Here is a 24,406-nt window from a genome sequence, read left to right on the forward strand (position 1 = left end):
ATGCGGTGTCCTGTCCTGTCGTCCAAGGAGGTCGGCCACGCAGTTCGTCCGCGGAAGTTGCGCAGGGGGGTGCGTGGGCCCCATGGGTTGTATGAGGATGTGGCGTCGAGCATAGAGCCTGGACAACGTTGTCAGATGCGGGAGACACTGTCCACCGCAATCTCCGGCCCGCGTCCCCCAACCGCTGGACCGGCCAGCCCTTTTCCATGGTGGACCGGGAGAAACCAGACTGATGCACACCGACCTAGTGGCCGCGCTCGACATCGGCGGTACCAAGATCGCCGGAGCGCTGGTGGACGGCGACGGCACGATCCTGGCCCGCGCGCAGCGCCCCACGCCCGCACAGGAGCACGGCGACGCCGTGATGCGGGCCGTCGAGGAGGCACTGGCGGAGCTCACCGCGTCACCGCTGTGGGGGCGCGTCCACGCGGTCGGTATCGGCAGCGCGGGCCCCGTGGACGCCTCGGCGGGCACGGTCAGCCCGGTGAACGTGCCCGGCTGGCGCGACTATCCGCTGGTCGACCGGGTCCGGGCGGTGACCGGAGACCTCCCGGTCGAGCTCATCGGCGACGGTGTGGCGATCACCGCGGCCGAACACTGGCAGGGCGCCGCCCGCGGCCACGACAACGCGCTGTGCATGGTGGTCTCCACCGGCGTCGGCGGCGGTCTGGTCCTGGGCGGCCGGCTGCATCCCGGCCCCACCGGCAACGCCGGACACATCGGCCACATCAGCGTCGAACTCGACGGCGATCCGTGTCCGTGCGGCGGGCGCGGCTGCGTGGAACGCATCGCCAGCGGTCCCCACATCGCCCGTCGGGCCCTGGAGAACGGCTGGCTGCCCGGCCCCGACGGTGACACCTCCGCGGCCGCGGTGGCCGCCGCCGCCCGCGCGGGCGACCCGGTCGCCGTGGCCTCCTTCGAACGGGCCGCCCAGGCCCTGGCCGCCGGTATCGCGGCCACCGCGACCCTCGTCGAGATCGACATCGCGGTGATCGGCGGAGGCGTGGGCAAGGCGGGCGAGGTGCTCTTCGCGCCCCTGCGCCGTGCACTCCGTGACTACGCGACCCTCTCCTTCGTCCAGCGCCTGACCGTGACACCCGCGCAGATGGGGACGGACGCGGGACTGGTGGGGGCGGCCGCGGCCGCGCTCTCGGCGAGCACGAGGACCGGGGCCACGGTCGCCGGGGTCTGACGCGGACGTGCCTCCCGCCTGAAGGACCGGGCGGCAGGCACCGGTACGCCCCCGCGCCCCTGACCGTTTCTGGGCGGGCGTGGGTCACCGGGCGCGGACAGGGCAGGTCACCCGGTGACCTGCCGGACCTCCGGGCCGGCGTCCCAGCCGCTCCAGGCCGGGATGTCCTCGCGTGCCTGCCGCCACGGGGCGGGGACACCGTCCGTGCCCGTCCGGGACGCGACGACGCCTCCCACGACGGCGCAGGTCGTGTCGCGGTCGCCCCACCCGCCGACGGTCTGCCACAGCGCCTCGGGCAGGTCGTCCAGGTGTCCCGCGGCGGACCAGAGCGCGAACGGAACCGTGTCCGGAGCCGAGATCAGCGTCCCCGAACCCAGCACGGAGGCCGCGTGGCGCACCGAGGTGTGCTCGGGGAGGCTGGCGGCCACCAGCAGCCCGGAGCGGACGTCGCTGTCCGGCAGGGACGCGGCGACCTCCCGCAGGAACGCGGCGCGCGCCGGGGCGCCCCGACCCGCGCCGGCGGCGGCGAGCGCGGCGGCGACCGCCACGGCCACCGCGCCCGCCACCGCCTCGGGATGGGCGTGGGTGGCCAGCGCGGACAGCCGGGCCTGCTCGCGGGCCGCCGCGAGGTCGTCCCGGAACCAGGCCCCCAGCGGGGCGACCCGCATCGCGGCGCCGTTGCCGTACGAACCCTGTCCGCCGAACTGTCCCGCCGTCACCGCCCGCCAGTCCTCGCCCTCGCCGATGTGCCGCAGCACACGGTGCATGGACGGGCCGTACTTGCGGCCCGGGTCGCGGCGGTACTCGGCGGCGAACTCCCGCGCCAGATCGCCCGGACGGACCTCCCCGTGCGCCGTCAGGTGGGCGAACAGGACGAACGCCATCGCCGAGTCGTCCGTCCACGGCCACGGCACGGGACGCGGTTCCCGCGCCGCCCACAGCTCCTCGGCGGGCTCGTCGGAGCGGGTGAACCAGCTGTCGCCGAAGGCGTCGCCCGTCACGAGACCGTCCAGACTGGCGTGGGCACACTGCGGGCCGATCATGGTGAAGCTCCTCCGAACCGTCGTCGACCACGGCATTCTCGCCGCAGGCCGACCGACTGCGCGCGTGGATTACCGGGTGACGCGTGACCCCTTGCCCGTCGACGCCGTTGATCCCCGCATGAAGAAGCGCAGCATGCTCGCCATCGCCTCCCTCGCCACCGGCTTCGTCGTCGCGGCGATCTCTCCCTCGCACGGCCTGGCCGGAGACGACCTGGACGGACTGAACGTGGGCGACACCCTCAGCACGCTCGACCACACCGTCGCCAGCGACAGCCTGGCCATCGACGACAACGCCCTGGGGCAGAACGACTGACGGACCGGACACGGACCGCGAAGGCCGGGGCGCCGGCACCCACCGCGAGGGTGCCCGCGCCCCGGCCTTCGTGCGCCCTCAACGGGAACTGGTTTCCGTGGCAGGGTGGAGCGGGCAAGCCTCAGGGGGCCAACAGAAGAGGGGGAACCGTGACCGTCGTCTGGATCAACGGCGCGTTCGGTGCGGGGAAGACCACCACCGCACGGGAATTGATCGACCTGATCCCGAACAGCACGCTCTTCGACCCCGAGATCATCGGCGCGGCGCTCCCGCGCCTGCTGCCGCCCAAGCGTCTCGCCGAGGTCGGCGACTTCCAGGACCTGCCGATCTGGCGTCGGCTCGTGATCGACACGGCGGCCGCGCTCCTCGCCGAGCTGGGCGGCACCCTCGTGGTCCCCATGACCCTGCTGCGCCAGGAGTACCGCGACGAGATCTTCGGCGGCCTCGCCGCCCGCCGGATCCCCGTCAGGCATGTCCTCCTCGCTCCGGCGGAAACGATCCTGCGCAAGCGAATAGCCGACCGGGAGGTCCCCCCGGACCTCCCGGACGGCGAGATGCGGATCCGTCAGTGGGCGTACGACCACATCGAGCCGTACCAGGCAGCCCTCGCCTCCTGGCTCACCGCCGACGCCCATCCCGTCGACAACGGGGTCCTCACTCCGCACCAGACGGCCGCCCGGATCGCCGAGGCCGTCGGCAGCGGCACTGTGACCGCCTGCGACATCGTGCAGACCCCCGAGCCCACCGCCGAGACGGTGGCCGCCGGGGTGCTCCTCTTCGACGAGCTGGACCGGGTACTGCTCGTGGACCCGACGTACAAGCCCGGCTGGGAGTTCCCCGGCGGGGTGGTGGAGCCGGGTGAGGCGCCCGCGCGCGCGGGCGTGCGCGAGGTGGAGGAGGAGACCGGGATCCGGCTGGACGAGCTACCCGGGCTGCTGGTCGTCGACTGGGAACGGCCGACGCCTCCCGCCTACGGCGGACTGCGCCTCCTCTTCGACGGCGGACGGCTCGACTCCGCGGCCGTGTCGGGGCTGCTGCTGCCCGGCCCCGAACTGCGGGCCTGGCGATTCGTCACGGAGGAGGAGGCGGCCGGTCTCCTGCCGCCGGTCCGCTACGAGCGACTGCGCTGGGCGTTGCGAGCCCGCGAACGCGGGGCGGCGCTGTATCTGGAGGCGGGCGTGCCCACCGAGTGAGCGCCGCCGCGGGGACGAGACCCGCCGTAGCGCCTTCGCGGGGAAGCGGGGAACCGACCGGCTCTCCTCCCGGAACCGCCGCTCGAAACCCGCCACCACCCCGGTGCGCGGGGCTTGACGGCTGACGAGCGCGGCGGCTCCGTCCGGTATCTCCTCGGGCCGCAACCCCTCGCCGCACGCGCACATACACGTACACGCGCACACGCACGTACACGCGCACACGCACGTACACGCCCACACGCACCTACGCACTCACTCACGAAGGCAGCGCGTTCCGCACCGGCGAACCCGTAACGCTCACGCGGGCCCGGGCCACCGCCCCGGTAGGCCACCGCCCGGTCCACGTCAGCCGGTTCGGCGTTGAGCGGGCGGGCCCGTCGGGCAACCCGCCAGGGGTACGTCCGGCGGGAAGCCCGGATACCGGCCCGGTACAGCACCCGCTCCGTGGTCACCGTGGACACGGACGGCCCTGTCACGCCCCGAAACGGGGTCTGCCGACGTCACCGGTGCCGTAGTGCGGGAAGGACGGCGGCCCCGAAGGGGTCGGCGGAGGGCCCCGCCCGGTGGACGAGGCCCTCTGTCGACGGCAGTGCGGCTCAGCCGGCCGCGTAGTTGCGCAGGAACAGGGCCTCCGCCACCGACAGCCGCTCCAGCTCCTCGGGAGACACGCTCTCGTCGACCGCGTGGATCTGCGCCTCCGGCTCGCTCAGGCCGATGAGGAGGATCTCCGCCTGCGGGTAGAGGGCGGCGAGGGTGTTGCAGAGGGGGATGGAACCACCCTGGCCCGCGTACTGCATCTTCTGACCGGGGTAGGCGATCGACATCGCCTCGGCCATCGCCGCGTACGCCGGGCTGGTCGTGTCGGCGCTGAACGCCTGGCCCTGGCCGATCTGCTCGGTGCTCACCCGCGCGCCCCACGGGGTGTGGGCCTCCAGATGGGCCCGGAGCAGCTTCGTCGCCTCGGCCGTGTCCACGCCCGGCGGAAATCGCAGGCTGATCAGCGCGCGGGCGCTCGCCTGCACGGACGGGGTGGCGCCGACGACCGGCGGGCAGTCGATGCCCAGCACGGTGACGGCCGGTCGGGTCCAGATGCGGTCGGCGACCGTGCCGGAGCCGATGAGGCCGACGCCGTCGAGGACCTTGGCGTCCTGGCGGAACTGCGCCTCGTCGTACTGGAGGCCTTCCCAGCGCGTGTCGTCGGTGAGGCCGTCGACGGTCGTGGAGCCGTCCTCGGCGCGCAGCGAGTCCAGTACGCGGATCAGAGCGCCCAGCGCGTCGGGCGCGGCCCCGCCGAACTGGCCGGAGTGCAGATTGCCCTCGAGGGTGTCGATCCGCACCCGCATCAGGGTCATACCGCGCAGGGTGGAGGTGACGGTCGGCAGTCCCACCCGGAAGTTGCCCGCGTCGCCGATGACGATGGTGTCGGCCTCGAGCAGGCCGGGGTGCTGCTCGGCATACCGCTCCAGACCACCCGTGCCCTGCTCCTCGGAGCCCTCCACGATCACCTTCACGCCGACCGGGACACCCCCGTTCGCCTTAAGGGCGCGCAGCGCGAGCAGGTGCATGATGACGCCGCCCTTGCAGTCGGCGCTGCCACGCCCGTACCAGCGGCCGTCGCGCTCGGTCAGCTCGAAGGGCGGGGTCGTCCAGGCCGACTCGTCCAGCGGCGGCTGCACGTCGTAGTGGGCGTAGAGCAGCACCGTCCTGGCACCGACGGGGCCGGGCAGGCAGCCGTACACCGACTGGGTGCCGTCCGGGGTGTCGAGCAGGGCCACGTCCTGGAAGCCCTCGGCGCGCAGCGCGTCCGCGATCCAGTTCGCGGCGGCCTCGCTCTCGCTCCTGGGGAACTGGTCGAAGTCCGCCACCGACTTGAAGGCCACCAGCTCGGTGAGTTCTGCCCGTGCCCTGGGCAGCAGCGAGGCGACGGTCTCGGCGACCGGATTCGACGACATGGGCACGCTCCTTGTGGGTGCGACGTTGTACTGGTGTGTACTGGTCCGTACGGGTGACCGTGCGAGCGTACGCGCCTGCCGGGATGTGGGGCGCCCACGCCGCCGATCCTCCCACGGCGGACCGTGGCGATCTCCGCCGTAGGATGCGGGGGACAGGTGCGGCAAGCGGCTTGATCAGGAGCAGTAGACCATCGTGAGCAGCGAGAACTCTCCGGCGGACGACGAGAACTCTTCGGCGGACGACGCGCGGCAGGTATGGGACGTCGTCGTGGTGGGCGCGGGCCCCGCAGGGGCTTCGGCCGCCTACGCGGCGGCGGTCACGGGACGGCGTGTGCTGTTGCTCGAGAAGGCGGAGCTGCCGCGCTACAAGACGTGCGGCGGCGGCATCATCGGCCCCTCCCGCGACGCACTGCCACCCGGCTTCGAACTGCCCTTCCGCGACCGGGTGCACGCGGTGACCTTCTCGAACAACGGGCGCTTCACCCGCACCCGTCGTTCCCGGCAGATGCTGTTCGGGCTGATCAACCGGCCCGAGTTCGACCAGCAGCTCGTCGAGCACGCCCAGAAGGCTGGTGCCGAGCTGCGCACGGGCGTCACCGTCCAGCGGGTCGAGCAGCACGGCTCGGCGGTGCCCGACCGGCGCACGGTCGCGGTCGTCCTCCAGGGCGGCGAGACGCTGCTGGCGCGGGCCGTGGTCGGCGCCGACGGCAGCGCGAGCCGCATAGGAGCCCATGTCGGCGTGAAGCTCGACCAGGTGGATCTCGGTCTGGAGGCGGAGATCCCGGTGCCGGAGACGGTCGCCGAGGACTGGAAGGGCCGTGTCCTCATCGACTGGGGCCCGATGCCCGGCAGTTACGGCTGGGTGTTCCCCAAGGGGGACACGCTGACGGTCGGCGTGATCTCGGCCCGGGGCGAGGGCGCCGCCACCAAGCGCTACCTGGAGGACTTCATCGGGCGGCTCGGCCTCGCCGGGTTCGAGCCGAGCATCTCCTCCGGCCATCTGACCCGCTGCCGGGCGGAGGACTCCCCGCTGTCGCGCGGGCGCGTACTCGTGTGCGGGGACGCGGCGGGGCTGCTGGAGCCGTGGACCCGCGAGGGCATCTCCTTCGCCCTGCGCTCGGGCCGGCTCGCGGGCGAGTGGGCGGTCCGTATCGGCGAGGCGCACGACGCGGTGGACGCCCGCCGCCAGGCCCTGAACTACGCCTTCGCGATCAAGGCCGGCCTCGGGGTGGAGATGAGCGTCGGCAAGCGGCTGCTCGCCCTGTTCGAGCGCCGTCCCGGACTCTTCCACGCCGGCCTCACCGGTCTGCGTCCCGTCTGGCGGGCGTTCACCGACATCACTCGCGGCCGGACGACCCTCGGCGAACTCGTCCGCTCGCATCCGATGGCCCAGCGGGCACTGACCGCGCTGGACCGGCGGCAGGAGGAGGCGGCGGAGCGGGAGTCCGCGCCGGTGACCGAGGAGAGCGGCTCCTGATCAGAAGGGGACGGATCACCGTGGGTTGACGACGGTGATCCGGAACACCGGGTGGTCGGGGGCGATACGGCGCATCTCGGTGTCGGGAGAGTCGGGACCCACCCCGTTGAAGAAGACGCCGACCTCGGCCTTCCAGCGCTTGAGGTAGGCCCGCAGCAACGGCGTCTTGTCGTCGTCGGCGACCTCGGTCGCCGTGAACTCCTCCACGTTCTTGCCGAGGCGCAGCTCACCGCCGCCCGCCGCACGCATGTTGTGCGTCCACTGGACGTGGCCGCGCGGCGCGATGAGGTACTGCTGCCCGTCCACGGTCAGCAGGTTCACGGGGGTGGTCCGCCACTCGCCGCTCTTGCGGCCGCGGACCGCCAGGACCCGGGATCCCCACACGCTCAGGCCCCGGCGGGTCAGCCAGGCCACGGCACGGTTGAGGACGTTGACGGTGAACCAGCCGGGCTTCTGCACGTGGGTGGACATGGCTGCTGCCTCCTGAACGGAAAGTGTGAGCACTGCTCTCGCTCGAGTCGAGTCTGCCCGAGGTTGCCGTGGCAACGCAAGAGCATTGCTCTCTAATTTGTTCGCCGCTCTCCATTGTGGGCAGTGCTCTGCTTAGGTGGGATACTGGCGGGCATGAGCAGCAACGTTCGAGGGGCCCGAGCCCGCGCCAGGATCGAAGTCACCGCGGCCATCAAGGAAGAGGCCCGCAGACAGCTCGCGTCCGAGGGCCCCACCAAGCTCTCGCTGCGAGCCGTGGCCCGTGAACTCGGCATGGTCTCCTCCGCGCTGTACCGCTACTTCCCGAGCCGCGACGACCTGCTCACCGCACTCATCATCGACGCCTACGACTCCCTCGGCGAGTGCGCGGAGGGCGCACACGCGGCCGTCGCCGACGCCGCGCCCGTCGAGCGCTGGGTCGCGGTGGGCGAGGCGGTGCGCGGCTGGGCGCTGGCGCATCCGCAGGAGTACGCGCTGATCTACGGCACACCGGTGCCGGGCTACAGCGCGCCCCCGACGACCCTCCCGGCCGCCGCTCGCGTCGGCCTGCTCCTCATCGGCATCGTGCGGGACGCGCACCAGGGACACCGTCTGGACGTGCCGCTCCTGACGGACGAGCTGGTCCCCGAGGCGGTCCGGATGGCGGCGGAGGTCGCCCCCGACCTCCCGCCGGGCGCGGTCGCGTCCCTCGTGGCCGCTTGGGCCCAGCTGTACGGACTGGTCGGGTTCGAATTGTTCGGGCAGTTCAACGGGGGCGTCGTGGACGAACGCGAACTGTTCTTCCGGTACGCGGTCACGCGCCTCGCCCACCAGGTGGGGCTGCGCTAGGGCGCGTCCCGCAGAAGCGCCGCGCGCCGCTCACCCGCCGTCGCCCCGCGCGCCGCTCACCCGCCGTCGCCCCGCGGCAGGCCCCGCGCCGGTCGCCGCGCCGGGTTCGCGGTGTGACCGTCCGGGCGGAGCCCGAGGGGGCGCCCCGGATCCGGCCGCGTGGGGCGGCCGTCCTGCCGGGCGGCGTGGAGGGGACGTCCACGGTCCGCCGGAGGCGACCGGCGGTTCTCGCGGTGCCGCGTACTTCCGGGGGAGTAGGGCCGATCACCTCGCCCGGTGGACGTCCGACGTGATCCTCGGCGTCTAGCGTGGCGGGCATGGACGTGGAGCGGACGCGCGGGCGCGGAGGCCCGGGGCAGTGGTGGCGGCACGGCAGTCCGCCCTGGCTGCGCCGCTGGGAGGGCCGGGAGGGCGGCGAGGGCATGGAGTCGCGTGCCGTGCGGTGGCCCTGGCGGTCCACCGTGCTGGTCACCGCCTTCGTCCTCGTCGGCTCGACCTTCGCGGCGCACGTACAGGAGGGCGAGCGGGCCCGGCTCGACCTCTTCGCGCGCGTGTTGCTGGTGGTCGCGGCAGGGCTGCTGCTGTGGCGGCAGCGGCACCCGGTGGCCGTCGTGTTCGGCACGGCGTCCGCCGCCGCCCTCTACCTGGGCGCCGGCTACCCGTACGGGCCGGTCTTCCTGGCCGTGGCCGTGGCCTGCTTCACCGCTGTCGTCGCCGGGCATCGGCAGGCCGCCTGGACGGCCCTTGGCCTGTTGTGGGCCGCCCACCTGCTGGTCGCGTACTGGTTGTACCGGTGGCTGCCGCCCGCCGGCGACGACCCCGCCCCCTACGGGCAGGAGATCGTCCTGGCGGGATGGGTCGTGGCGATCGTGGCGATCGCGGAGCTGGCCCGGATCCGGCGTGAGCAGTGGGCTCGTGACCGGGCCGAGCGCGCGCAGGCCGCCCGCCGTCGTGCCGACGAGGAACGGCTGCGGATCGCCCGTGAACTGCACGACGTCCTCGCGCACAGCCTCTCGGTGATCAACGTGCAGTCGGGCGTGGGCCTCGCGCTCCTCGACTCCGACCCGGAACAGGCGCGCACGGCGCTCACCACCATCAAGTCCGCCAGCAAGGAGGCGCTGGGCGAGGTGCGACAGGTGCTCGACAGCCTCCGCACGCCGGGGGACGCGCCGCGCACCCCCGCCCCCGGCCTGGACCGGCTGCCGGAGCTGGTGGAACAGGCGGCGCGCGCCGGTCTCACGGTCGATGTGGCCGGTCGGCCGCCCCGGTTGCCGCCCCACACCGACCTCGCCGCCTTCCGGATCGTCCAGGAGGCCCTCACCAACGTCGTACGCCACTCGGGCTCGCGCCACGCGAGCGTGCGGCTCGATCAGCGCGGCGGCACGCTGCGGTTGCGCATCGACGACGACGGGCCGGCGACCGGCGCCGACGCGGGCGGCAGCGGCAACGGTCTCGCCGGAATGCGGGAGCGGGCCGCGGCGCTGGGTGGCACGATCGAGGCGGGACCGCGGCCCGACGGCGGCTTCCAAGTGCTCGCCGTGCTGCCCGCCAGGGCGAGGGAGGGCCGGTGAGTGGTGGAGGACTGGTGAGCGGGGGAGGATCGGTGAACGAGACAGCGACGGTGATCCGCGTGCTGCTCGCAGACGACCAGTCGTTGGTGCGGGCGGGATTCCGGGCGTTGCTGGACGCTCAGCCGGACATCGAGGTCGCGGCCGAGGCCGCCGACGGCGAGGAAGCGGTGCGCGCGGTGCGTGAACTGCGCCCCGACGTCGTGCTGATGGACATCCGGATGCCCGTCCTCGACGGCCTGGCCGCCACCCGACGGGTCACCGGCGACGAGGCGCTCTCCCAGGTCAAGGTCATCATGCTCACCACCTTCGAACTCGACGAGTACGTCTTCGAAGCGATCCGCTCGGGCGCCTCCGGCTTCCTGGTCAAGGACACCGAACCGGAGGAACTCCTGCGTGCCGTACGGGCGGTGGTGGCCGGCGACGCGCTGCTCTCGCCCGGGGTCACTCGCCGCCTCATCGCCGAGTTCGCGGCCCGCTCCAAGGAGCCCGCGACGGCCGACGCGCTGACCCGGCTCACCGAGCGGGAGCGGGAGGTGATGGCACTGGTCGGGATCGGCCTGTCCAACGAGGAGATCGCCCGCAGACTGGTGGTCAGCCCGCTCACCGCGAAGACCCATGTGAGCCGCACGATGGTGAAGCTGGGCGCCCGCGACCGGGCCCAACTGGTCGTCCTGGCCTACGAGTCGGGGCTGGTACGCCCTGGGTGGCTGGGCTGATCGCCTCTCCGGAGGCGGACGAGCACGGAGATCACCCGGACCGCGAACACCACGGGAGCGAGCGTCAGGCCCGCCCGTAGGAGCAACTTCTCCACCGGCCCGGGCAATTCGAACAGCAGCGCCGGCCCGGCGACCGCCCCGAAGAGCACCGCCGCCGCGAACCCCGCACTGAACAGCGCGTATCCGATCTCGACGGTGATCTCGTCCCGCTCGGCCTGTGTGCGCCGCCCCCCGTACCCGCTCATACGACGAGTCTCACAGGTATGCGCCCGGCGAGGCAATCGGCCCCGCCGGGCGCATACCTGTGGGCGGCTTCCCCCTCAGGACCGGTCTGTCGGACAGGTCCTAGTCACGGATCCCCACGGGCTCCGGCTCCGTCTCCGGCACGGTGGAGCCGGCGACGACGACCGAGCCCCGGGCGCGCCGGGTGCGCAGCCCGGGGAGGGTGATCAGCAGGCCCGCGGCGGCGATGAGGGTCACCACCGCCAGCCCGGGCCGGTAGCTGTCGAGGACGGCCTGCGGAGTGGGGTCGGCCGGGGTACCCGCCGTCACCACCGCCGTCACCACCGCCAGGAAGATCGCGCCACCCACCTGCACCGAGGTGTTGAGCAGCCCCGAGACCATGCCCTGCTCATGGTCCGCCACGCCGTTGGTGGCCTGGATGTTGAGCGAGGGGAAGACCAGTGCGCAGGCCGCGCCGATCAGCAGCATCGTCGGCAGGATCACCGCCGCGTACCCCGGGTCGAGGTCGACGCGCAGGAACAGCGCGTACCCGGCGACCATGAAGGCGAAGCCGGCCGCGATCAGCCGCGGAGTGCCGAAGCGGTCGACGATCGAGCCGACCTTGGTCGAGGACACCGCCACCAGCGCGCCGGCCGGCAGGAAGGCGAGCGCCGTGTGCAGCGCCGACCAGCCGAGCAGCGTCTGCATGTACAGGGTGGCCAGGAACTGGAAGCCGACGTACGAGCCGAAGAAGGCCATCGCGCCGAGCTGGGCGCGGATCTGGCTGCCGGAGCGCAGGACGCCGAGCCGGATCAGCGGGCCGGCCGAGCGGCGCTCGACGAGGACGAAGACGGTCAGCAGGACGGCGACGGCGAGGAACGACAGCAGTGTGCGTGCGGACGTCCAGCCGGACTCCGGCGCCTGGACCACGGTGAAGACCAGCAGCAGCATCGACGCGGTGCCGAGGATCGCGCCGGGCACGTCGTATCCGTTGTGGTCCTTCTCGCGTTCGCTGCGCGGCAGCAGCTTGAGACCGACCGCCAGCGCGATCAGGGCGATCGGGGCGGGCAGCAGCATGGTGAGGCGCCAACTCGCCTCGGTGAGCAGGCCGGAGAGGACCAGGCCCATGGAGAAGCCGGTGGCGGCGCAGGTGGTGTAGATGGAGAGGGCGCGGTTGCGCAGCGGGCCCTCCGGGAACGTCGTGGTGATGATGGACAGGCCGGCCGGGGCCGTGAAGGCCGCGCTCAAGCCCTTGATGAACCGGCTCGCGATCAGCAGCGGACCCGAGTCGACCAGCCCGCCGAGCAGCGAGGCCAGCGCGAAGACACCGAGGGCGACCAGGAAGACCTGGCGCCGGCCGAGCAGGTCGGCCGTGCGGCCGCCGAGGAGGAGCAGCCCGCCGTAGCCCAGGATGTAGCCGCTGACGATCCATTGCAGGGTCGAGGTGGAGAGGCCGAGGTCGGAGCCGATGGACGGCAGGGCTACGCCGACCATCGACACGTCCAGCGCGTCCAGGAACATCGCGGCGCACAGGACCAGCAGAGTGCCCCACAGTCGGGACGTCCAGCGGCCCTCGGGGAGGGGGGACGCGGGGGAGGGGAGCGGAGAGGTCATGCCGGAGAGACTACATGCGCATGCATCGAATGCAAGCGCATTTAATTCCGATGCAATGAAACGCGTTCTCTGCTACGGTGCGCCCCATGGCGGCGGTGAAGAAGGGTGAGACGGGGGCCGATCAGGCGCTCGTGGAGCAGTGGCGGGACATGCTGGCGCTGCACGCGCGGACCCAGTGCGAACTCGACCGGGCGCTGCACCGACACGGGTTGTGCGGCAGCGACTTCGAGGTGCTCGACGTCCTCGCCGAGTCCGCGGCGCCGGACGGGTCGTGCAGTTACCGCGTCCAGGAGATCGCCGAGCGGGTCCACCTCAGCCAGAGCGCGCTGTCGCGGCTCGTCGCCCGCCTGGAGAAGGACGGCCTCGTGGAGCGCGGCATGTGCGCGGAGGACCGCAGAGGCGTTCGGGTCGCGCTCACGGGCAAGGGACGCGCGCTGCACGGCGACGTACGCCCGGTGCAGCGCGCGGTGTTGAGCCGGATGCTGGCCGACTGACCCGGCGGTCCGTCAGCCCACGGCGGACCTCTCCCGCCACAGCGTCGCCAGCGCGGCGTCGCCGGTCACGGCGGGGAGCGGCGACCGGTTCCACAACGACAGGTAGAGCAGGGCCGCCGGACCCGACACCTCGCAGTCGGCGTCGCCCTCGGCGTCGCGCTCCGTCGCGGGCGGCTCGGGCGACAGCCGTACGGTCCACACGGCGTCGGCCGTGTCCGTCGCCCGCACCCGCAGAACCCGGGGCTCCTTGGTGCGCACCCGGCTCTTGTCGCGCGCGTGGAACCCGCGCAACAACTCGTCGACGCCGTCCGCCGCGAAGCCGACGGCGATGTCCCGGGCGATCTCCTCAGGGGTGCGGCCCAGGGCCGATTCCGCGTCCACGCGGTGCACGGCCGTCTCGTGCGCCTGTCGCCTGGCCCAGAACGCCAGCGGTGACGGCGCGGGCAGGAAGTGCCAGCACCGTACGTCGGGCGAGGCGGCGGACAGGGTGCCGACGAGCCGCAGGTGCCCCTCGCGGAACCAGTCCAGCAGCGCGTCGCCGTCGAGACCCGGCGGCTCGTCGAGGGGGCGGAACGAAGGGTTGCCCTCGGCCACGAACGAGGTCGCCCAGCGGTGCACCGAGCCCGTGTGCCGCAGCAGGTCCCTGACCTGCCAGTCCGGGCAGGTCGGCACCTTCGCGTCGGGGCCGGCCTCCGCCGCCGCGGCGGCCAGCGACCGCCCCTCCTGGTCCAGGACACGGATGAACTCGGCAGTCTCCATGTGGGGGAGTGTGCCGGATGGAGTGCGGTCCAGGGGAGGTGTGACGGTGTTCGGCCCGACGGTGTTCAGTCGGCCGTCGCCCGGCGCGTGGCGAACCCGATCGCCGCGGCCACCCCGGCGAGCACGGCCACGCTGGTGAGGGCGGCGGGCAGGGAGAACCAGTCGGCCATGAACCCGATGGCGGGCGGGCCCAGCAGCATGCCGCCGTAACCGAGCGTCGAGGCGATGGCGACGCCGCTCGGACCGGCCAGGGCACCCGCGCGTTCGACGGCCACCGGGAAGAGGTTGGCCAGTCCGAGTCCCGCGATCGCGTAGCCGAGGAGCGCCGCCCACAGGGCCGGGGCGAGGGAGCCGAGTACCATCCCGGCCGCCGCGACGACCCCGCCGGTCACCACCGTACGGGTGCGGCCGAGCCGTTCGAGGAGGGTGGTGCCGGTGAGCCGGCCCACCGTCATGGCGAGCGCGAAACACGAGTACCCGACCGCGGCGACCCCGGCGGAGGAGCCCAGGTCCTGGCGCAGATGCAGGGCGCCCCAGTCGGCGAGGGCCCCTTCGCCGTAGGCGGTGCAGAGAGCGATCAGACCGAAGACGACGACGAGCCGGCGGGTGCGGGGCGTCAGACGGCGCGGGGTCGATTTCCCGGGTGGCGAGTCCCCGGGCCGGGCGTCGGAGTCCTCCGGCCCGGCGTCGGCGTGCCCGGGCGGTCGCGGTGGCTCCTGCCGGAGCAGTGTGGGTGCCGTGAGCGCGGTGACGAGCAGACCGATGATGCCGAGGCCCAGCAGATGGCGTGTGGGGGACACGGAGCCGGCGACCAGCCCGCCGAGCCCGGCCCCGATCATGCCGCCCAGGCTGAAAGCCGCGTGGAAGGTCGGCATGACGGGCCTGCGCAGCGCCGCGACCAGATCGACGGCGGCGCTGTTGAAGGCGACGTTGATCCCGCCGTAAGCCGCGCCGAACAGCAGTAGGACGGCGCCGAGCGCGGCCGCGGAGTGGGTGAGCGGGGGAAGCGTGACACTGAGGGAGAGCAGGACCGCGCAGGCCACGGTAACCGGGTGACTGCCGTAGCGGCTGCACAGGCGTCCGGTGAACATCATCGTGATCACCGCGCCCGCGGAGACGCCGAGGAGCGCGAGACCGAGCGTGCTCGCGGAGGCGCCGGTCTGTTCCTTGATGGCGGGGATCCGGACGACCCAGCCCGCGAAGACGAAGCCGTCGAGGGCGAAGAACGTGGTCAGGGCGATACGGAGTCGGGTGAGGTCCTTGCCTTCGCCCGGCACCGCGTCGCGCGTTCGCGCTTTGTTTATTTGCGGCACAAAATCAGGCTAGGGGGTCGTCCGGGGGTGAGACAAGGCCGCCCCGTTCGACGGGGCGAGGGCGGCGGTGCGGGCCGGGTGAGGAAAGGTGGCGTCGCCGTGCCGCGCCGTCACGGCAGCAGCCGTCTCTCCTTGGCGACCGCCACCGCGCCCGACCGGGTCTCCACCCCCAACTTGCCGTAGATCCGTCCGAGATGGGTCTTGACCGTCGCCTCGCTGATGAACAGCGTCCGCGCGATCTCCCGGTTGCCCAGGCCGCGAGCGAGCTGGGCGAGGATCTCGTGCTCACGGGTGGACAGAGCGGGGCGCGGACTGCGCAGCCTGGTCAGCAGGCGGTCGGCGACGGGGGCCGACAGCGCGGAGCGGCCGGCCGCCGCGGCGCGGATCGCCGCGAACAGTTCGTCCGGCCGCTCGGCCTTGAGCAGGTAGCCGGTGGCGCCCGCCTCGATGGCGCGGGTGATGTCCGCGTCGGTGTCGAACATGGTGAGCACCAGGATCCGGGGACCCGGGTCCTGGCCGCCGGTCAGGCGCCGCGTGGCCGTCACGCCGTCCATGCCGCCGTCGAGCTGAAGGTCCATCAGCACCACGTCGGGACGCAGCCGGGCGGACAGGGCGAGTGCCTCCTCGCCGGTGCCCGCCTCGCCGACCACGTCGATTCCGTCGGCGCTGGACAGCAGGGCGCGCAGACCGGCCCGGACGACGGCGTGGTCGTCGCACAGCAGCAGCCGGACGGACGGCGGGGGCACGGATGCGCTCACGGAACGGGCTCCTTGAGAGTGTCGGGAACGAAGGAGGCCAGGGGAACGGCGACGGTGACGACGGTGCCCTCGCCCGGCGCGGACTCGACACTGAGCGTGCCGCCCGCCTGCCGGGCCCGGATCCGCATGGCCGGCAGCCCGTGCCCACGGGTGCGGTCCCGTCCCGGAGCAGCCGCGGTCTCCGGGGCGGACGAACCGGAGGCAAGCCCCGGGCCGGCCCCCGCCGCGCCCGGCCCGCTTGGACGACCCGGACCGCCGGGGCGGCCCGGACCGCCCAGGGAGTCCGGACCACCGGGACCACCGGGACCACCGGAGCTACCGGGCCTACCAGGACTACCGGAACTACCGGGACCACCGGAGCTACCGGGCCTACCGGAACTACCAGGACTACCAGGACTACCAGGACTACCGGAGCTACCGGAATTACCGGGACCGCCCGGATCGCACGCCCCGAAGCCCCGTCCGTTGTCGGCGATGTCCAGGGAGACCAGGTCGTCCAGGCACGTCAGGGTCAGGACGCAGAGGGTGGCCGCGGCGTGTTCGCGTACGTTCGCCAGCGCCCCCTGGGCGATGCGGAGCAGCGCCGCCTCGACCCGCTCGGGCAGGGGACCCGGGTCGCCGTCCTGCCGGTACTCCACGGCCAGGCCCGGTCGGCTCTCCCGTCCGGCGAGGACGGCCAGTGCGTCGGGGAGGGAATGTGCGGCGAGGTCGGCCGGCGCCAGGTCGTGCACGAACCGGCGGGCCTCCGCGAGGCCCCGGGAGGAGATCTCGGCCGCCTCGCGCAGGTGCTCCCGGGCCGTGCCCGGATCCGACGTCCAGACGCGCTCGGCGGCCTGGAGCAGCATCCGCTGGCTGGACAGGCCCTGCGCGAGAGTGTCATGGATCTCCGTGGCCAGTCGCTGACGCTCGGCGAGGACACCCGCCTGGCGCTCGGAGGCGGCGAGGTCGCGGCGCGTGCGTACCAGGTCGGCGATCAGTACCCGCTGCCGTGCCCCCTGGCGCCGCAGATGCACCATCACGGCGGTGGCCACCGCGGCGACGGCCGGCGGGGCCACGACCATGTTGGGATTGAGTGAGCCCTCGGCCACGCGGACCTCCGAGACCACGACCAGCGCGGTGAGCACGGCCGCGAGCGGCACCGCGATCCGTGGCGGCAGCGCGTGCAGTCCGGCGAACAGCAGCGGCATGGCGCACCAGGTCGCACTGGGCGCGAGCACCAGGAGAACCACCCAGACGGCCGACACGGAACCCAGCCACCCCAGATGGCGGGACGTGGGCGGAGAACCGGGCCAGGGCGCCGGGGCCAGGAAGCACCCGAGGACGTAGAGCAGACAGAAGGCCGCGTACAGGGCCACCACCCACCCGGTGCGCACTCCCCCCACGTCGCGGGTCAGGAAGCGGACGAACGAGGAGCCGAGCAGCAGGAAGAACGCGAGGTGCACGACCGTGCCCAGCCAGCGTTCGTCCGGATCGGTGGGTTGCATCCTCCGTGTCTAACGCGGCGGACGCCGGGCCGCATCAACCGATCGGTTGACATCCGGATCACCCGGACCGGCGTACGGGCCGAGACGGTCGGACGAGGCGGTCACCCGCGCGCGCCCCGAAGCTGGAAGCGGATCCCGCACCGCGCGGGACACACCGTTCGGGAACTTCGAACCGTGAGTACTCGGAAAACCCTCGGGAGCGTCGAATCCCCCGGGACTTCGCAAGCCGCGGAACATCGCCAGGAAAGGCCTGAGAACCTCATGCCCGCCAAGAAACTCACCAGCAACCGTGCGGCCCTCGGCCACCGCATCGGGTACGCCCTGCGCCACCCCGACCGGGTGCCCCGCCATGTCGCGCGCGCCGCCAGGGACCTGTGGCTCAGCCGCCGTCACCAGGATCACGTCTCCTACTACCGCGCGGTGATGCGTTCCGACACCCGGGCCGATCCGGACGCGGCGGTCGGCAGTCGCACCCGTGAACGGTGGCTGGCCCTCGGCGCCATGCAGTTCGACTACCTGCTCGGACACGGTCTGCGTCCGGAGCACAGGATGCTGGAGATCGGCTGCGGCAACCTGCGGGGCGGCTGGCGGTTCATCCGGCACCTGGAACCCGGCCACTACCACGGCATCGACATCTCACCCGACATCCTCGTGGCCGCGCAGGACACGATCGTGGAGATGGGGCTCCAGAAGCGGCTGCCGACCCTGACGCCGGTGCGCGACCTGACGCTGCGGTTCCTGCCCGAGGCCCACTTCGACGTGGTGCACGCGCACAGCGTCTTCTCGCACTCACCGCTCCCCGTCATCGAGGAGTGTCTGGCCAACGTGGGGCGGGTGCTCGCGCCCGGCGGCTGGTTCGACTTCACCTTCGACCGCACCGAGGGCGAGGAACACCACGTGCTGCGCGAGGACTTCTACTACCGCACGGACACCCTCGTCACCCTCGCCGGGAAGCACGGTCTGCGGGCCGCCTTCATGGACGACTGGGAGGAACTCCCGCACGGCCAGTCCAAGATCCGCGTGACCCTTGGGCCATGACCGGACCGGTGGGACATGGCCGGACCGGTAGGGCATGGCCGGACCGTTGGGGCATGACCGGAGCGGTGGGACATGATCTGACCGGGGGAGAGGGGAACATGGGGAGATGCGGATGAACGGATACCGGCTGCGGGCCCCGGCGGGCGTGCTGCTGGTGGCGGCTGTCGCGATGGCCTGCGGCGGACACCGGAACGGGGGCGAGTCGACGAACGCCACGGCCACCGCGCCTGCCACGGATCGGGGTACCACCACCGGCACCGGGCCCACCACACGCACCAGTACTGCCAGTGCCACTGCCACTGCCACTGGCACTGGCACTGGCACTGGCACTGGCACCGGAGCGTCGCCGACCGCACCGGCCCCTCGGTTCGACGAGGAGATCGGGTTGCCCGACGGCCGGCGGGTGGGCATGGCGTACGTGGAGGGGCGGGGACTCGTGGAACGGCACCGGGACGCGCACACGGGCGGGTGGAGCGCGCCGCGCGTGGTGTACGCGACCGCGACGGACCGGTGCCAGAGCCTCACGCTCAAGGCGTTCGACGGGACGGTCGCGGTCATCGCGGACTGGGGCTCCTACTGCTACGACGGCGAACCGCCCATGGAGTCGATCGCCGCGGTCGCGACGGCGGACCTCGCCCGCTGGGACACGAAACTCACCTGGAGCTTCGACGGCTGGACGAAGGTCACCGCCGTGGGCGACTCGGGGAACCTGCTCTTCACCAGGGATTCCACGGAGTGGCTGACCCGGCTGGGGTGGAGCCGGACGGACGGATTCGCGCAGGTGGAGGAGATCCCGCGCTGATTCCCGGGCCCCCTCCGACGAGCGCCGACGAACCGGAACGGGACGATCACGAACAGCGAGCGGCACACGCTGACTTGGTGTTTTACAGTGGCTCTCGCCAGTCCAGGAGACTCCGGAACCTGTGAGGTACACGCTCATCATGTCGACCGAAACGTTTGAGTTCCAGGTAGAGGCCCGTCAGCTGTTGCAGCTGATGATCCACTCGGTCTACTCGAACAAGGACGTCTTTCTCCGCGAACTCGTGTCCAACGCCTCCGATGCGCTGGACAAGCTGCGTCTCGCCGCGTTGCGGGACGACACGCTCGACGCCGACGTCTCCGACCCGCACATCGAGATCGAGATCGACGCGGAGTCCCGCACCCTGACGGTCCGGGACAACGGCATCGGGATGTCGTACGACGAGGTCGGCCGGCTCATCGGCACGATCGCCAACTCGGGCACGGCCAAGTTCGCGCAGGAACTGCGCGAGGCCCAGGAGGAGGCAGGGGCCGAGGGACTCATCGGGCAGTTCGGCGTCGGCTTCTACTCCGGCTTCATGGTTGCCGACGAGATGACGCTGCTGACCCGGCGGGCCGGCGAGAGCCAGGGCACCCGCTGGTCGTCGCGCGGTGAGGGTACGTACACGCTGGCGAGGGTGGACGACGCGCCGCAGGGCACGTCCGTCACACTGCACCTGAAGCCGGCCGACGCCGACGATCAGCTGCACGACTACACCGCCGACTGGACGATCAAGCAGATCGTCAAGCGCTACTCGGACTTCATCACCTGGCCGATCAGGCTGGTCCCGCAGGCTGCCCGCGGCGGCGCCACCGACACCACCGACACCTCCGACACATCCGACGCCACCTCCGACAGCGCGGAGAGCGCCGAGGCGGCGCCCGAACCCGAGACGCTGAACTCGATGAAGGCCCTGTGGGCGCGCTCGCGCGACGAGGTGTCCGACGACGAGTACCACGAGCTGTACAAGCACATCAGCCACGACTGGCGCGAACCCCTGGAGACCGTCCGGCTCCAGGCGGAGGGCACCTTCGAGTACCAGGCGCTGCTGTTCCTCCCCTCGCACGCCCCGCACGACCTGTACAACCAGAACTACCAGCGCGGTGTGCAGCTGTATGTGAAGCGCGTCTTCATCATGGACGACTGCGAGGCGCTCCTGCCGCCGTATCTGCGCTTCGTCAAGGGCGTGGTCGACGCGGCGGACCTCTCGCTGAACGTCTCCCGCGAGATCCTCCAGCAGGACCGGCACATCCGGATGATGCAGCGCCGGCTCACCAAGAAGGTCGTGTCGACGGTCAAGGACATGATGACCGCGGCTCCCGACCGCTACGCCACCTTCTGGCGGGAGTTCGGCGCCGTCCTGAAGGAAGGGCTGGTGACCGACTCCGACAACCGTGACACCCTCCTCGCCGTCTCGTCGTTCGCGACCACGCGCGGCGAGGACGAGCCGACCACGCTGAAGGCCTATCTGGAGCGGATGAAGGACGGGCAGGACGCCGTCTACTACCTGACCGGCGAGTCCCGGCAGAGCATCGAGAACTCCCCGCACATGGAGGCGTTCCGGGCGAAGGGCATCGAGGTCCTGCTCCTCACCGACCCGGTCGACGAGGTGTGGGTCGACGCGGTGGGGGAGTTCGAGGGCAAGCCGCTGCGGTCCGTCGCCAAGGGCGAGGTCGACCTCGGCGCGGAGGACGACGAGAAGGCCGACGGCGAGCGGGAGAAGCAGAGCGAGGAGTACGCCGGTCTGCTCGGCTGGATGAAGGAGCGACTGGGCGAGGAGGTCAAGGAAGTGCGGCTGTCGTCCCGCCTCACCGTGTCCCCGGCCTGCATCGTCTCCGACGCGAACGACCTCACCCCGGCGCTGGAGAACATGTACCGCGCGATGGGGCAGGAGGTGCCGCGCGCCCTGCGGATCCTCGAACTCAACCCTGATCACCAGCTGGTGAAGGGGCTGAACCAGGCCTACAACGAACGGGCCGACCGGGCGGGCCTCGCCGAGACCGCCGAACTGCTGCACGGTCTGGCGGTGCTCGCGGAGGGCGGGCGCCCGAAGGAGCCCGGACGCTTCGTCAAACTGGTGGCGGACCACCTGGAGCGCGCGCTGTAGTCGGCGCCGCGCGGACCGGGCAGAGCCTTCTGCCCGGTCCTCCGTCCGGAAGAGCCCTTCGTCCGGAAGAGCCCAAGCCCTTCGTCCGGAGCAGCCTCCGGCCAAGGCCAAGGCCACGGAGAAGTGCCAGTCCAGGGCCAGGTTCCAGGCCAGGGTCGAGGCCCGAATTCGACGCCCGAGCCGGAAGCCCTCTGCGCGGTTTCTTCACGCGGCGCACACCGAAAGTGCTAGTTGCTTGAGTCAATCAAGTGGGCTTACGATGCTGCGCAGTCGTGCAGAACCGCATCACCCACGGAGGCTCGGCCATGTCCCATGCGCAACCCGAATCCGCGGAGGCGTGGGAGGGGTCCGCCGCGCCGCGGGCCGGTCTCGTCGTGGCGGTGCTGGCCTTCGGCGGGATCGTGGTCTCGCTGATGCAGACCCTGGTGATCCCGATCGTCCCGGAACTGCCGAAGCTGCTGGACGCCCCGGCTTCGGACGCGGCCTGGGCGGTCACCGCCACCCTCCTCGCGGCAGCCGTCGCCACCCCTGTCATGGGTCGGCTCGGCGACATGTACGGCAAGCGCCGCATGCTGCTGGTCAGCCTTCTGACGCTGATCGCCGGATCGGTCACGGCCGCCCTCAGCGACGGGCTCGTCCCGATGATCGTCGGCCGGGCCCTGCAGGGGCTCGCCTCCGGGGTCGTCCCGCTCGGCATCAGCATCATGCGCGACGAACTGCCCGCCGAGCGGCTCGGGTCGGCCACCGCCCTCATGAGCGCCTCCCTCGGTGTCGGCGGCGCCCTCGGGCTGCCCGCCGCCGCGCTCATCGCGGACCACTTCGACTGGCACATGCTGTTCTGGACGTCGGCCGTCCTCGGCGTCGTCGCCGCCGTGCTCGTCCCGCTGATCGTGCCCGAGTCGAAGGTGCGTTCCGGAGGGCGCTTCGACCTGGTCGGCGCCCTCGGCATGGCGGCCGGGCTGGTGTGTCTGCTGCTCACGATATCCAAGGGCGCCGACTGGGGCTGGGGAAGCGGCACCACCCTGGGGCTCTTCGTCGCCGCGGTCGTCGTCCTGCTGCTGTGGGGCCTGTTCGAACTGCGCGTCGAGGAACCCCTGGTGGACCTGCGGACCACCGCCCGCCGCCAGGTGCTGGTGACGAACCTCGCCTCGATGGCCTTCGGCTTCTCCATGTTCGCGATGTCCCTGGTCCTGCCTCAGCTGCTCCAGTTGCCCGAGGCGACGGGCTACGGCCTGGGCCGGTCGCTGCTGGCCGCGGGGCTGGTCATGGCCCCCACGGGTCTGGTGATGATGGCCACGGCGCCGATCTCCGCACTGATCTCCAGGGCCCGGGGCCCCAAGGTGACCCTGATGCTCGGCGCCGTCGTCGTCGCCGCCGGGTACGGCCTCAACATCGTGCTGATGGGCGCGGTGTGGGAACTCGTCCTGGTCTCCTGCGTCATCGGCGCCGGCATCGGCTTCGCCTACGGGGCCATGCCCGCGCTCGTCATGGGCGCGGTGGACCCCTCCGAGACAGCCGCCGCGAACAGCCTCAACACCTTGATGCGGTCCATCGGCACCTCCACCGCCAGCGCCGTCGCCGGGGTGATCCTGGCCCGGATGACCACCACCTTCGGCGGCGCCGCGCTGCCCTCGGAGAACGGCTTCAAGGTGGTCATGGCCGTCGGCGCCGGAGCGGCACTCCTCGCCCTCGTCGTCGCCGCGTTCATCCCGCGGCAGCGGACGGCGGCCACGCCGGACGCCGAGCACGTCCCGGCCGACCCCGACCTGTCGGTGCCGACCCAGTCGCTGCCCGTTTCCTCGCCGGCCGCTTCCGCCGGGCCCGCCGCTGCCGAACCCGCCGTCGCCGGGCCGGCCGTCACCGAACGGGACGAGCGGGCCGTGGGCGCCGCGGTCGCCGTCCCGCTGGCCCGCGCGGTCGCGGAACTCGTCGCGACGGTCCCCGGGCTGACCGACGGCGGTCCGGCCGGTGTCGGGCACCCGATACGCGGGCGGGTGCTCGGCGCGGAGAGCGTGCCGGTGGGTGGCGCCGCGGTCACCCTGATCTCGCTGGGCGGGCGGCAGTTGAGCCGGGCGGTGGCCGGGGCGGACGGCTGCTACGCCGTCGAGGCGCCGGGGGAGGGCACCTACGTGCTCATCGCCGCCGCCGACGGGCACCAGCCGCAGGCGACGACCGTCGTGGTCGGGGCGACGCCGGTGAGCTACGACGTGCTGCTCAGCGGCACCAGCGGCCTCGCCGGCACCGTGCGCTCCGTGGACGACGGGGCACCGGTCGCCGGGGCGGTGGTCGTCCTCACGGACGTGCGCGGCGATGTGCTGGTCACCACACGGACCGACGGCACGGGCGGGTTCTCCGTCACCGAACTGGTCCCGGGTCCGGTGACCCTCGCGGTGAGCTCGCCCAAGCACCGGCCGTTGGCACTGCCCGTGGAGATCGGCGCCACCGGTGTCACCCGGGTCGACGTCGAGTTGCGGCCCGGCGCGCTGGTGCGGGGCACAGTACGCGGCGCGGGCACTCCGCTGGGCGATGCGCGGGTGACCCTGGTGGACGCCGCCGGGAACGTCGTGGCGACCACCACCACCGGCAGCGACGGGGCGTACGCCTTCTCCGACCTGGACGGCGGCCAGTACACGGTCATCGCGACCGGCTACCCGCCCCGCGCGACCGGCGTCCGTCTCGGCGGCGGTGACGTGGACGACCACGACATCGAACTCGCCCACATCGGGGACTAGTCCACCGGCCGGCGCCACACGGAGCGCGCGGTGCGGGGCCACGGCGCCCGCCACCCGCGTGGCTGCCGTGCTGCCGGTCGGCCCGGCCGCCTCGACGGGCAGGATGGTTCTGTGCTGCATGAACCGCGACCGGCGGGAAGCGGTGGGGCATGACCCACGTCGAGGACGAACCGACCGACCACCCCGCGTGCTGGACCCGCGCCGCACGGGAAGTACGGCGGTACGCGGGCGAGTTGCCGAAGGATCCCGACGCGGTCGACCCGCGCACCTACCTGAGCGCGGGACGGGAGGCCATGGCGCGCACCGTCGAGC

At 72.4% G+C, this 24,406-nt stretch carries 21 protein-coding genes; 12 read left to right on the forward strand and 9 right to left on the reverse strand.

Translation table 11 applies throughout. The features are described 5' to 3' along the window. Positions 1 to 232 precede the first annotated feature (232 nt). Positions 233 to 1,192, forward strand: coding sequence for an ROK family protein (locus ACIPFH_RS36880; protein ID WP_401833498.1), 960 nt, complete (start codon positions 233 to 235; stop codon positions 1,190 to 1,192). A 107-nt stretch (positions 1,193 to 1,299) separates the two neighbouring features. On the opposite strand, the gene ACIPFH_RS36885 is transcribed toward ACIPFH_RS36880, so the two are convergent. Beyond that, on the reverse strand, positions 1,300 to 2,235 hold the full coding sequence (locus tag ACIPFH_RS36885) for an ADP-ribosylglycohydrolase family protein (RefSeq protein ID WP_401833496.1): 936 nt from the start codon (positions 2,233 to 2,235) through the stop codon (positions 1,300 to 1,302). Positions 2,236 to 2,353: 118 nt separating this feature from the next. Between ACIPFH_RS36885 and ACIPFH_RS36890 the strand changes: the two genes are divergently transcribed. Then, complete coding sequence (locus tag ACIPFH_RS36890) at positions 2,354 to 2,548, forward strand: hypothetical protein (protein ID WP_401833494.1); 195 nt, start codon at positions 2,354 to 2,356, stop codon at positions 2,546 to 2,548. 149 nt (positions 2,549 to 2,697) lie between these two features. Next, positions 2,698 to 3,741: an NUDIX domain-containing protein gene (locus tag ACIPFH_RS36895; RefSeq protein WP_401833491.1), complete on the forward strand. Its 1,044-nt coding sequence runs from the start codon at positions 2,698 to 2,700 to the stop codon at positions 3,739 to 3,741. A 596-nt stretch (positions 3,742 to 4,337) separates the two neighbouring features. On the opposite strand, the gene ACIPFH_RS36900 is transcribed toward ACIPFH_RS36895, so the two are convergent. Beyond that, complete coding sequence (locus ACIPFH_RS36900) at positions 4,338 to 5,693, reverse strand: dipeptidase (protein WP_401833489.1); 1,356 nt, start codon at positions 5,691 to 5,693, stop codon at positions 4,338 to 4,340. Between the two features lie 193 nt (positions 5,694 to 5,886). Between ACIPFH_RS36900 and ACIPFH_RS36905 the strand changes: the two genes are divergently transcribed. After that, positions 5,887 to 7,170: a geranylgeranyl reductase family protein gene (locus ACIPFH_RS36905; protein ID WP_401833486.1), complete on the forward strand. Its 1,284-nt coding sequence runs from the start codon at positions 5,887 to 5,889 to the stop codon at positions 7,168 to 7,170. A gap of 15 nt (positions 7,171 to 7,185) precedes the next feature. Here the strand turns inward: ACIPFH_RS36905 and ACIPFH_RS36910 are convergent, their stop codons facing one another. Beyond that, the gene (locus ACIPFH_RS36910; RefSeq protein WP_401833485.1) at positions 7,186 to 7,641 is read right to left on the reverse strand and encodes a nitroreductase family deazaflavin-dependent oxidoreductase; all 456 of its coding nucleotides are present in this window, start codon (positions 7,639 to 7,641) and stop codon (positions 7,186 to 7,188) included. A gap of 153 nt (positions 7,642 to 7,794) precedes the next feature. Here ACIPFH_RS36910 and ACIPFH_RS36915 point away from each other — a divergent pair, with 153 nt between their 5' ends. The 3 genes from ACIPFH_RS36915 to ACIPFH_RS36925 all read left to right on the forward strand — a co-directional run bounded on the left by ACIPFH_RS36915 (position 7,795) and on the right by ACIPFH_RS36925 (position 10,774). Next, the gene (locus tag ACIPFH_RS36915) at positions 7,795 to 8,487 is read left to right on the forward strand and encodes a TetR/AcrR family transcriptional regulator (protein ID WP_401833482.1); all 693 of its coding nucleotides are present in this window, start codon (positions 7,795 to 7,797) and stop codon (positions 8,485 to 8,487) included. A 317-nt stretch (positions 8,488 to 8,804) separates the two neighbouring features. Beyond that, positions 8,805 to 10,058, forward strand: a complete 1,254-nt coding sequence (locus ACIPFH_RS36920; protein WP_401833479.1) for a histidine kinase — start codon at positions 8,805 to 8,807, stop codon at positions 10,056 to 10,058. Between the two features lie 50 nt (positions 10,059 to 10,108). Continuing rightward, complete coding sequence (locus tag ACIPFH_RS36925; RefSeq protein ID WP_401833611.1) at positions 10,109 to 10,774, forward strand: response regulator; 666 nt, start codon at positions 10,109 to 10,111, stop codon at positions 10,772 to 10,774. Here ACIPFH_RS36925 and ACIPFH_RS36930 read toward each other — a convergent pair. Next, positions 10,735 to 11,019: a DUF6332 family protein gene (locus tag ACIPFH_RS36930; protein WP_401833477.1), complete on the reverse strand. Its 285-nt coding sequence runs from the start codon at positions 11,017 to 11,019 to the stop codon at positions 10,735 to 10,737. The genes ACIPFH_RS36925 and ACIPFH_RS36930 overlap by 40 nt on opposite strands. Before the next feature lie 100 nt (positions 11,020 to 11,119). Continuing rightward, the gene (locus ACIPFH_RS36935) at positions 11,120 to 12,610 is read right to left on the reverse strand and encodes an MFS transporter (RefSeq protein WP_401833475.1); all 1,491 of its coding nucleotides are present in this window, start codon (positions 12,608 to 12,610) and stop codon (positions 11,120 to 11,122) included. Positions 12,611 to 12,696: 86 nt separating this feature from the next. Between ACIPFH_RS36935 and ACIPFH_RS36940 the strand changes: the two genes are divergently transcribed. Further along, entirely contained in the window at positions 12,697 to 13,104 is a 408-nt protein-coding gene (locus ACIPFH_RS36940) for a MarR family winged helix-turn-helix transcriptional regulator (protein ID WP_401833473.1), read from the forward strand. 12 nt (positions 13,105 to 13,116) lie between these two features. Here ACIPFH_RS36940 and ACIPFH_RS36945 read toward each other — a convergent pair whose 3' ends face one another. From ACIPFH_RS36945 to ACIPFH_RS36960, 4 genes are all read right to left on the reverse strand, one after another. After that, complete coding sequence (locus tag ACIPFH_RS36945; RefSeq protein ID WP_401833471.1) at positions 13,117 to 13,863, reverse strand: maleylpyruvate isomerase family mycothiol-dependent enzyme; 747 nt, start codon at positions 13,861 to 13,863, stop codon at positions 13,117 to 13,119. Positions 13,864 to 13,928: 65 nt separating this feature from the next. After that, entirely contained in the window at positions 13,929 to 15,140 is a 1,212-nt protein-coding gene (locus ACIPFH_RS36950; protein WP_401833608.1) for an MFS transporter, read from the reverse strand. Between the two features lie 146 nt (positions 15,141 to 15,286). Continuing rightward, entirely contained in the window at positions 15,287 to 15,934 is a 648-nt protein-coding gene (locus ACIPFH_RS36955; protein ID WP_401833468.1) for a response regulator, read from the reverse strand. Beyond that, positions 15,931 to 17,418 carry a sensor histidine kinase gene (locus ACIPFH_RS36960; RefSeq protein ID WP_401833466.1) on the reverse strand — a complete coding sequence of 496 codons (1,488 nt, stop codon included), beginning with the start codon at positions 17,416 to 17,418 and terminating at the stop codon, positions 15,931 to 15,933. The genes ACIPFH_RS36955 and ACIPFH_RS36960 overlap by 4 nt, the downstream gene beginning before the upstream one ends. 261 nt (positions 17,419 to 17,679) lie before the next feature. On the opposite strand from ACIPFH_RS36960, the gene ACIPFH_RS36965 reads away from it, so the two are divergent. The 4 genes from ACIPFH_RS36965 (at position 17,680) to ACIPFH_RS36980 (ending at position 24,094) form a co-directional block, all read left to right on the forward strand. Further along, entirely contained in the window at positions 17,680 to 18,456 is a 777-nt protein-coding gene (locus ACIPFH_RS36965) for a class I SAM-dependent methyltransferase (protein ID WP_401833463.1), read from the forward strand. Positions 18,457 to 18,841: 385 nt separating this feature from the next. Further along, positions 18,842 to 19,258, forward strand: coding sequence for a hypothetical protein (locus tag ACIPFH_RS36970; protein WP_401833461.1), 417 nt, complete (start codon positions 18,842 to 18,844; stop codon positions 19,256 to 19,258). Between the two features lie 193 nt (positions 19,259 to 19,451). Next, a complete protein-coding gene (gene htpG / locus ACIPFH_RS36975; protein ID WP_401833615.1) occupies positions 19,452 to 21,362 on the forward strand; it encodes a molecular chaperone HtpG in 1,911 nt (636 codons plus the stop codon). Between the two features lie 305 nt (positions 21,363 to 21,667). Then, positions 21,668 to 24,094 carry an MFS transporter gene (locus tag ACIPFH_RS36980; protein ID WP_401833458.1) on the forward strand — a complete coding sequence of 809 codons (2,427 nt, stop codon included), beginning with the start codon at positions 21,668 to 21,670 and terminating at the stop codon, positions 24,092 to 24,094. Positions 24,095 to 24,406: the final 312 nt, after the last annotated feature.

It is taken from the genome of Streptomyces sp. NPDC088157, from assembly GCF_044741545.1.
Taxonomy (GTDB): domain Bacteria; phylum Actinomycetota; class Actinomycetes; order Streptomycetales; family Streptomycetaceae; genus Streptomyces.

What these genes read in the sequence shown, in the direction of transcription:
- ACIPFH_RS36980 (WP_401833458.1), top strand. Translation starts at nt 21,668, where the DNA reads ATGTCCCATGCGCAACCCGAATCCGCGGAGGCGTGGGAGGGGTCCGCC.
- ACIPFH_RS36885 (WP_401833496.1), bottom strand. Translation starts at nt 2,235, where the DNA reads ATGATCGGCCCGCAGTGTGCCCACGCCAGTCTGGACGGTCTCGTGACG.
- ACIPFH_RS36965 (WP_401833463.1), top strand. Translation starts at nt 17,680, where the DNA reads ATGCCCGCCAAGAAACTCACCAGCAACCGTGCGGCCCTCGGCCACCGC.
- ACIPFH_RS36915 (WP_401833482.1), top strand. Translation starts at nt 7,795, where the DNA reads ATGAGCAGCAACGTTCGAGGGGCCCGAGCCCGCGCCAGGATCGAAGTC.
- ACIPFH_RS36920 (WP_401833479.1), top strand. Translation starts at nt 8,805, where the DNA reads ATGGACGTGGAGCGGACGCGCGGGCGCGGAGGCCCGGGGCAGTGGTGG.
- ACIPFH_RS36900 (WP_401833489.1), bottom strand. Translation starts at nt 5,693, where the DNA reads ATGTCGTCGAATCCGGTCGCCGAGACCGTCGCCTCGCTGCTGCCCAGG.
- ACIPFH_RS36930 (WP_401833477.1), bottom strand. Translation starts at nt 11,019, where the DNA reads ATGAGCGGGTACGGGGGGCGGCGCACACAGGCCGAGCGGGACGAGATC.
- ACIPFH_RS36880 (WP_401833498.1), top strand. Translation starts at nt 233, where the DNA reads ATGCACACCGACCTAGTGGCCGCGCTCGACATCGGCGGTACCAAGATC.
- htpG (WP_401833615.1), top strand. Translation starts at nt 19,452, where the DNA reads ATGATCCACTCGGTCTACTCGAACAAGGACGTCTTTCTCCGCGAACTC.
- ACIPFH_RS36890 (WP_401833494.1), top strand. Translation starts at nt 2,354, where the DNA reads ATGAAGAAGCGCAGCATGCTCGCCATCGCCTCCCTCGCCACCGGCTTC.
- ACIPFH_RS36935 (WP_401833475.1), bottom strand. Translation starts at nt 12,610, where the DNA reads ATGACCTCTCCGCTCCCCTCCCCCGCGTCCCCCCTCCCCGAGGGCCGC.
- ACIPFH_RS36940 (WP_401833473.1), top strand. Translation starts at nt 12,697, where the DNA reads ATGGCGGCGGTGAAGAAGGGTGAGACGGGGGCCGATCAGGCGCTCGTG.
- ACIPFH_RS36910 (WP_401833485.1), bottom strand. Translation starts at nt 7,641, where the DNA reads ATGTCCACCCACGTGCAGAAGCCCGGCTGGTTCACCGTCAACGTCCTC.
- ACIPFH_RS36960 (WP_401833466.1), bottom strand. Translation starts at nt 17,418, where the DNA reads ATGCAACCCACCGATCCGGACGAACGCTGGCTGGGCACGGTCGTGCAC.
- ACIPFH_RS36945 (WP_401833471.1), bottom strand. Translation starts at nt 13,863, where the DNA reads ATGGAGACTGCCGAGTTCATCCGTGTCCTGGACCAGGAGGGGCGGTCG.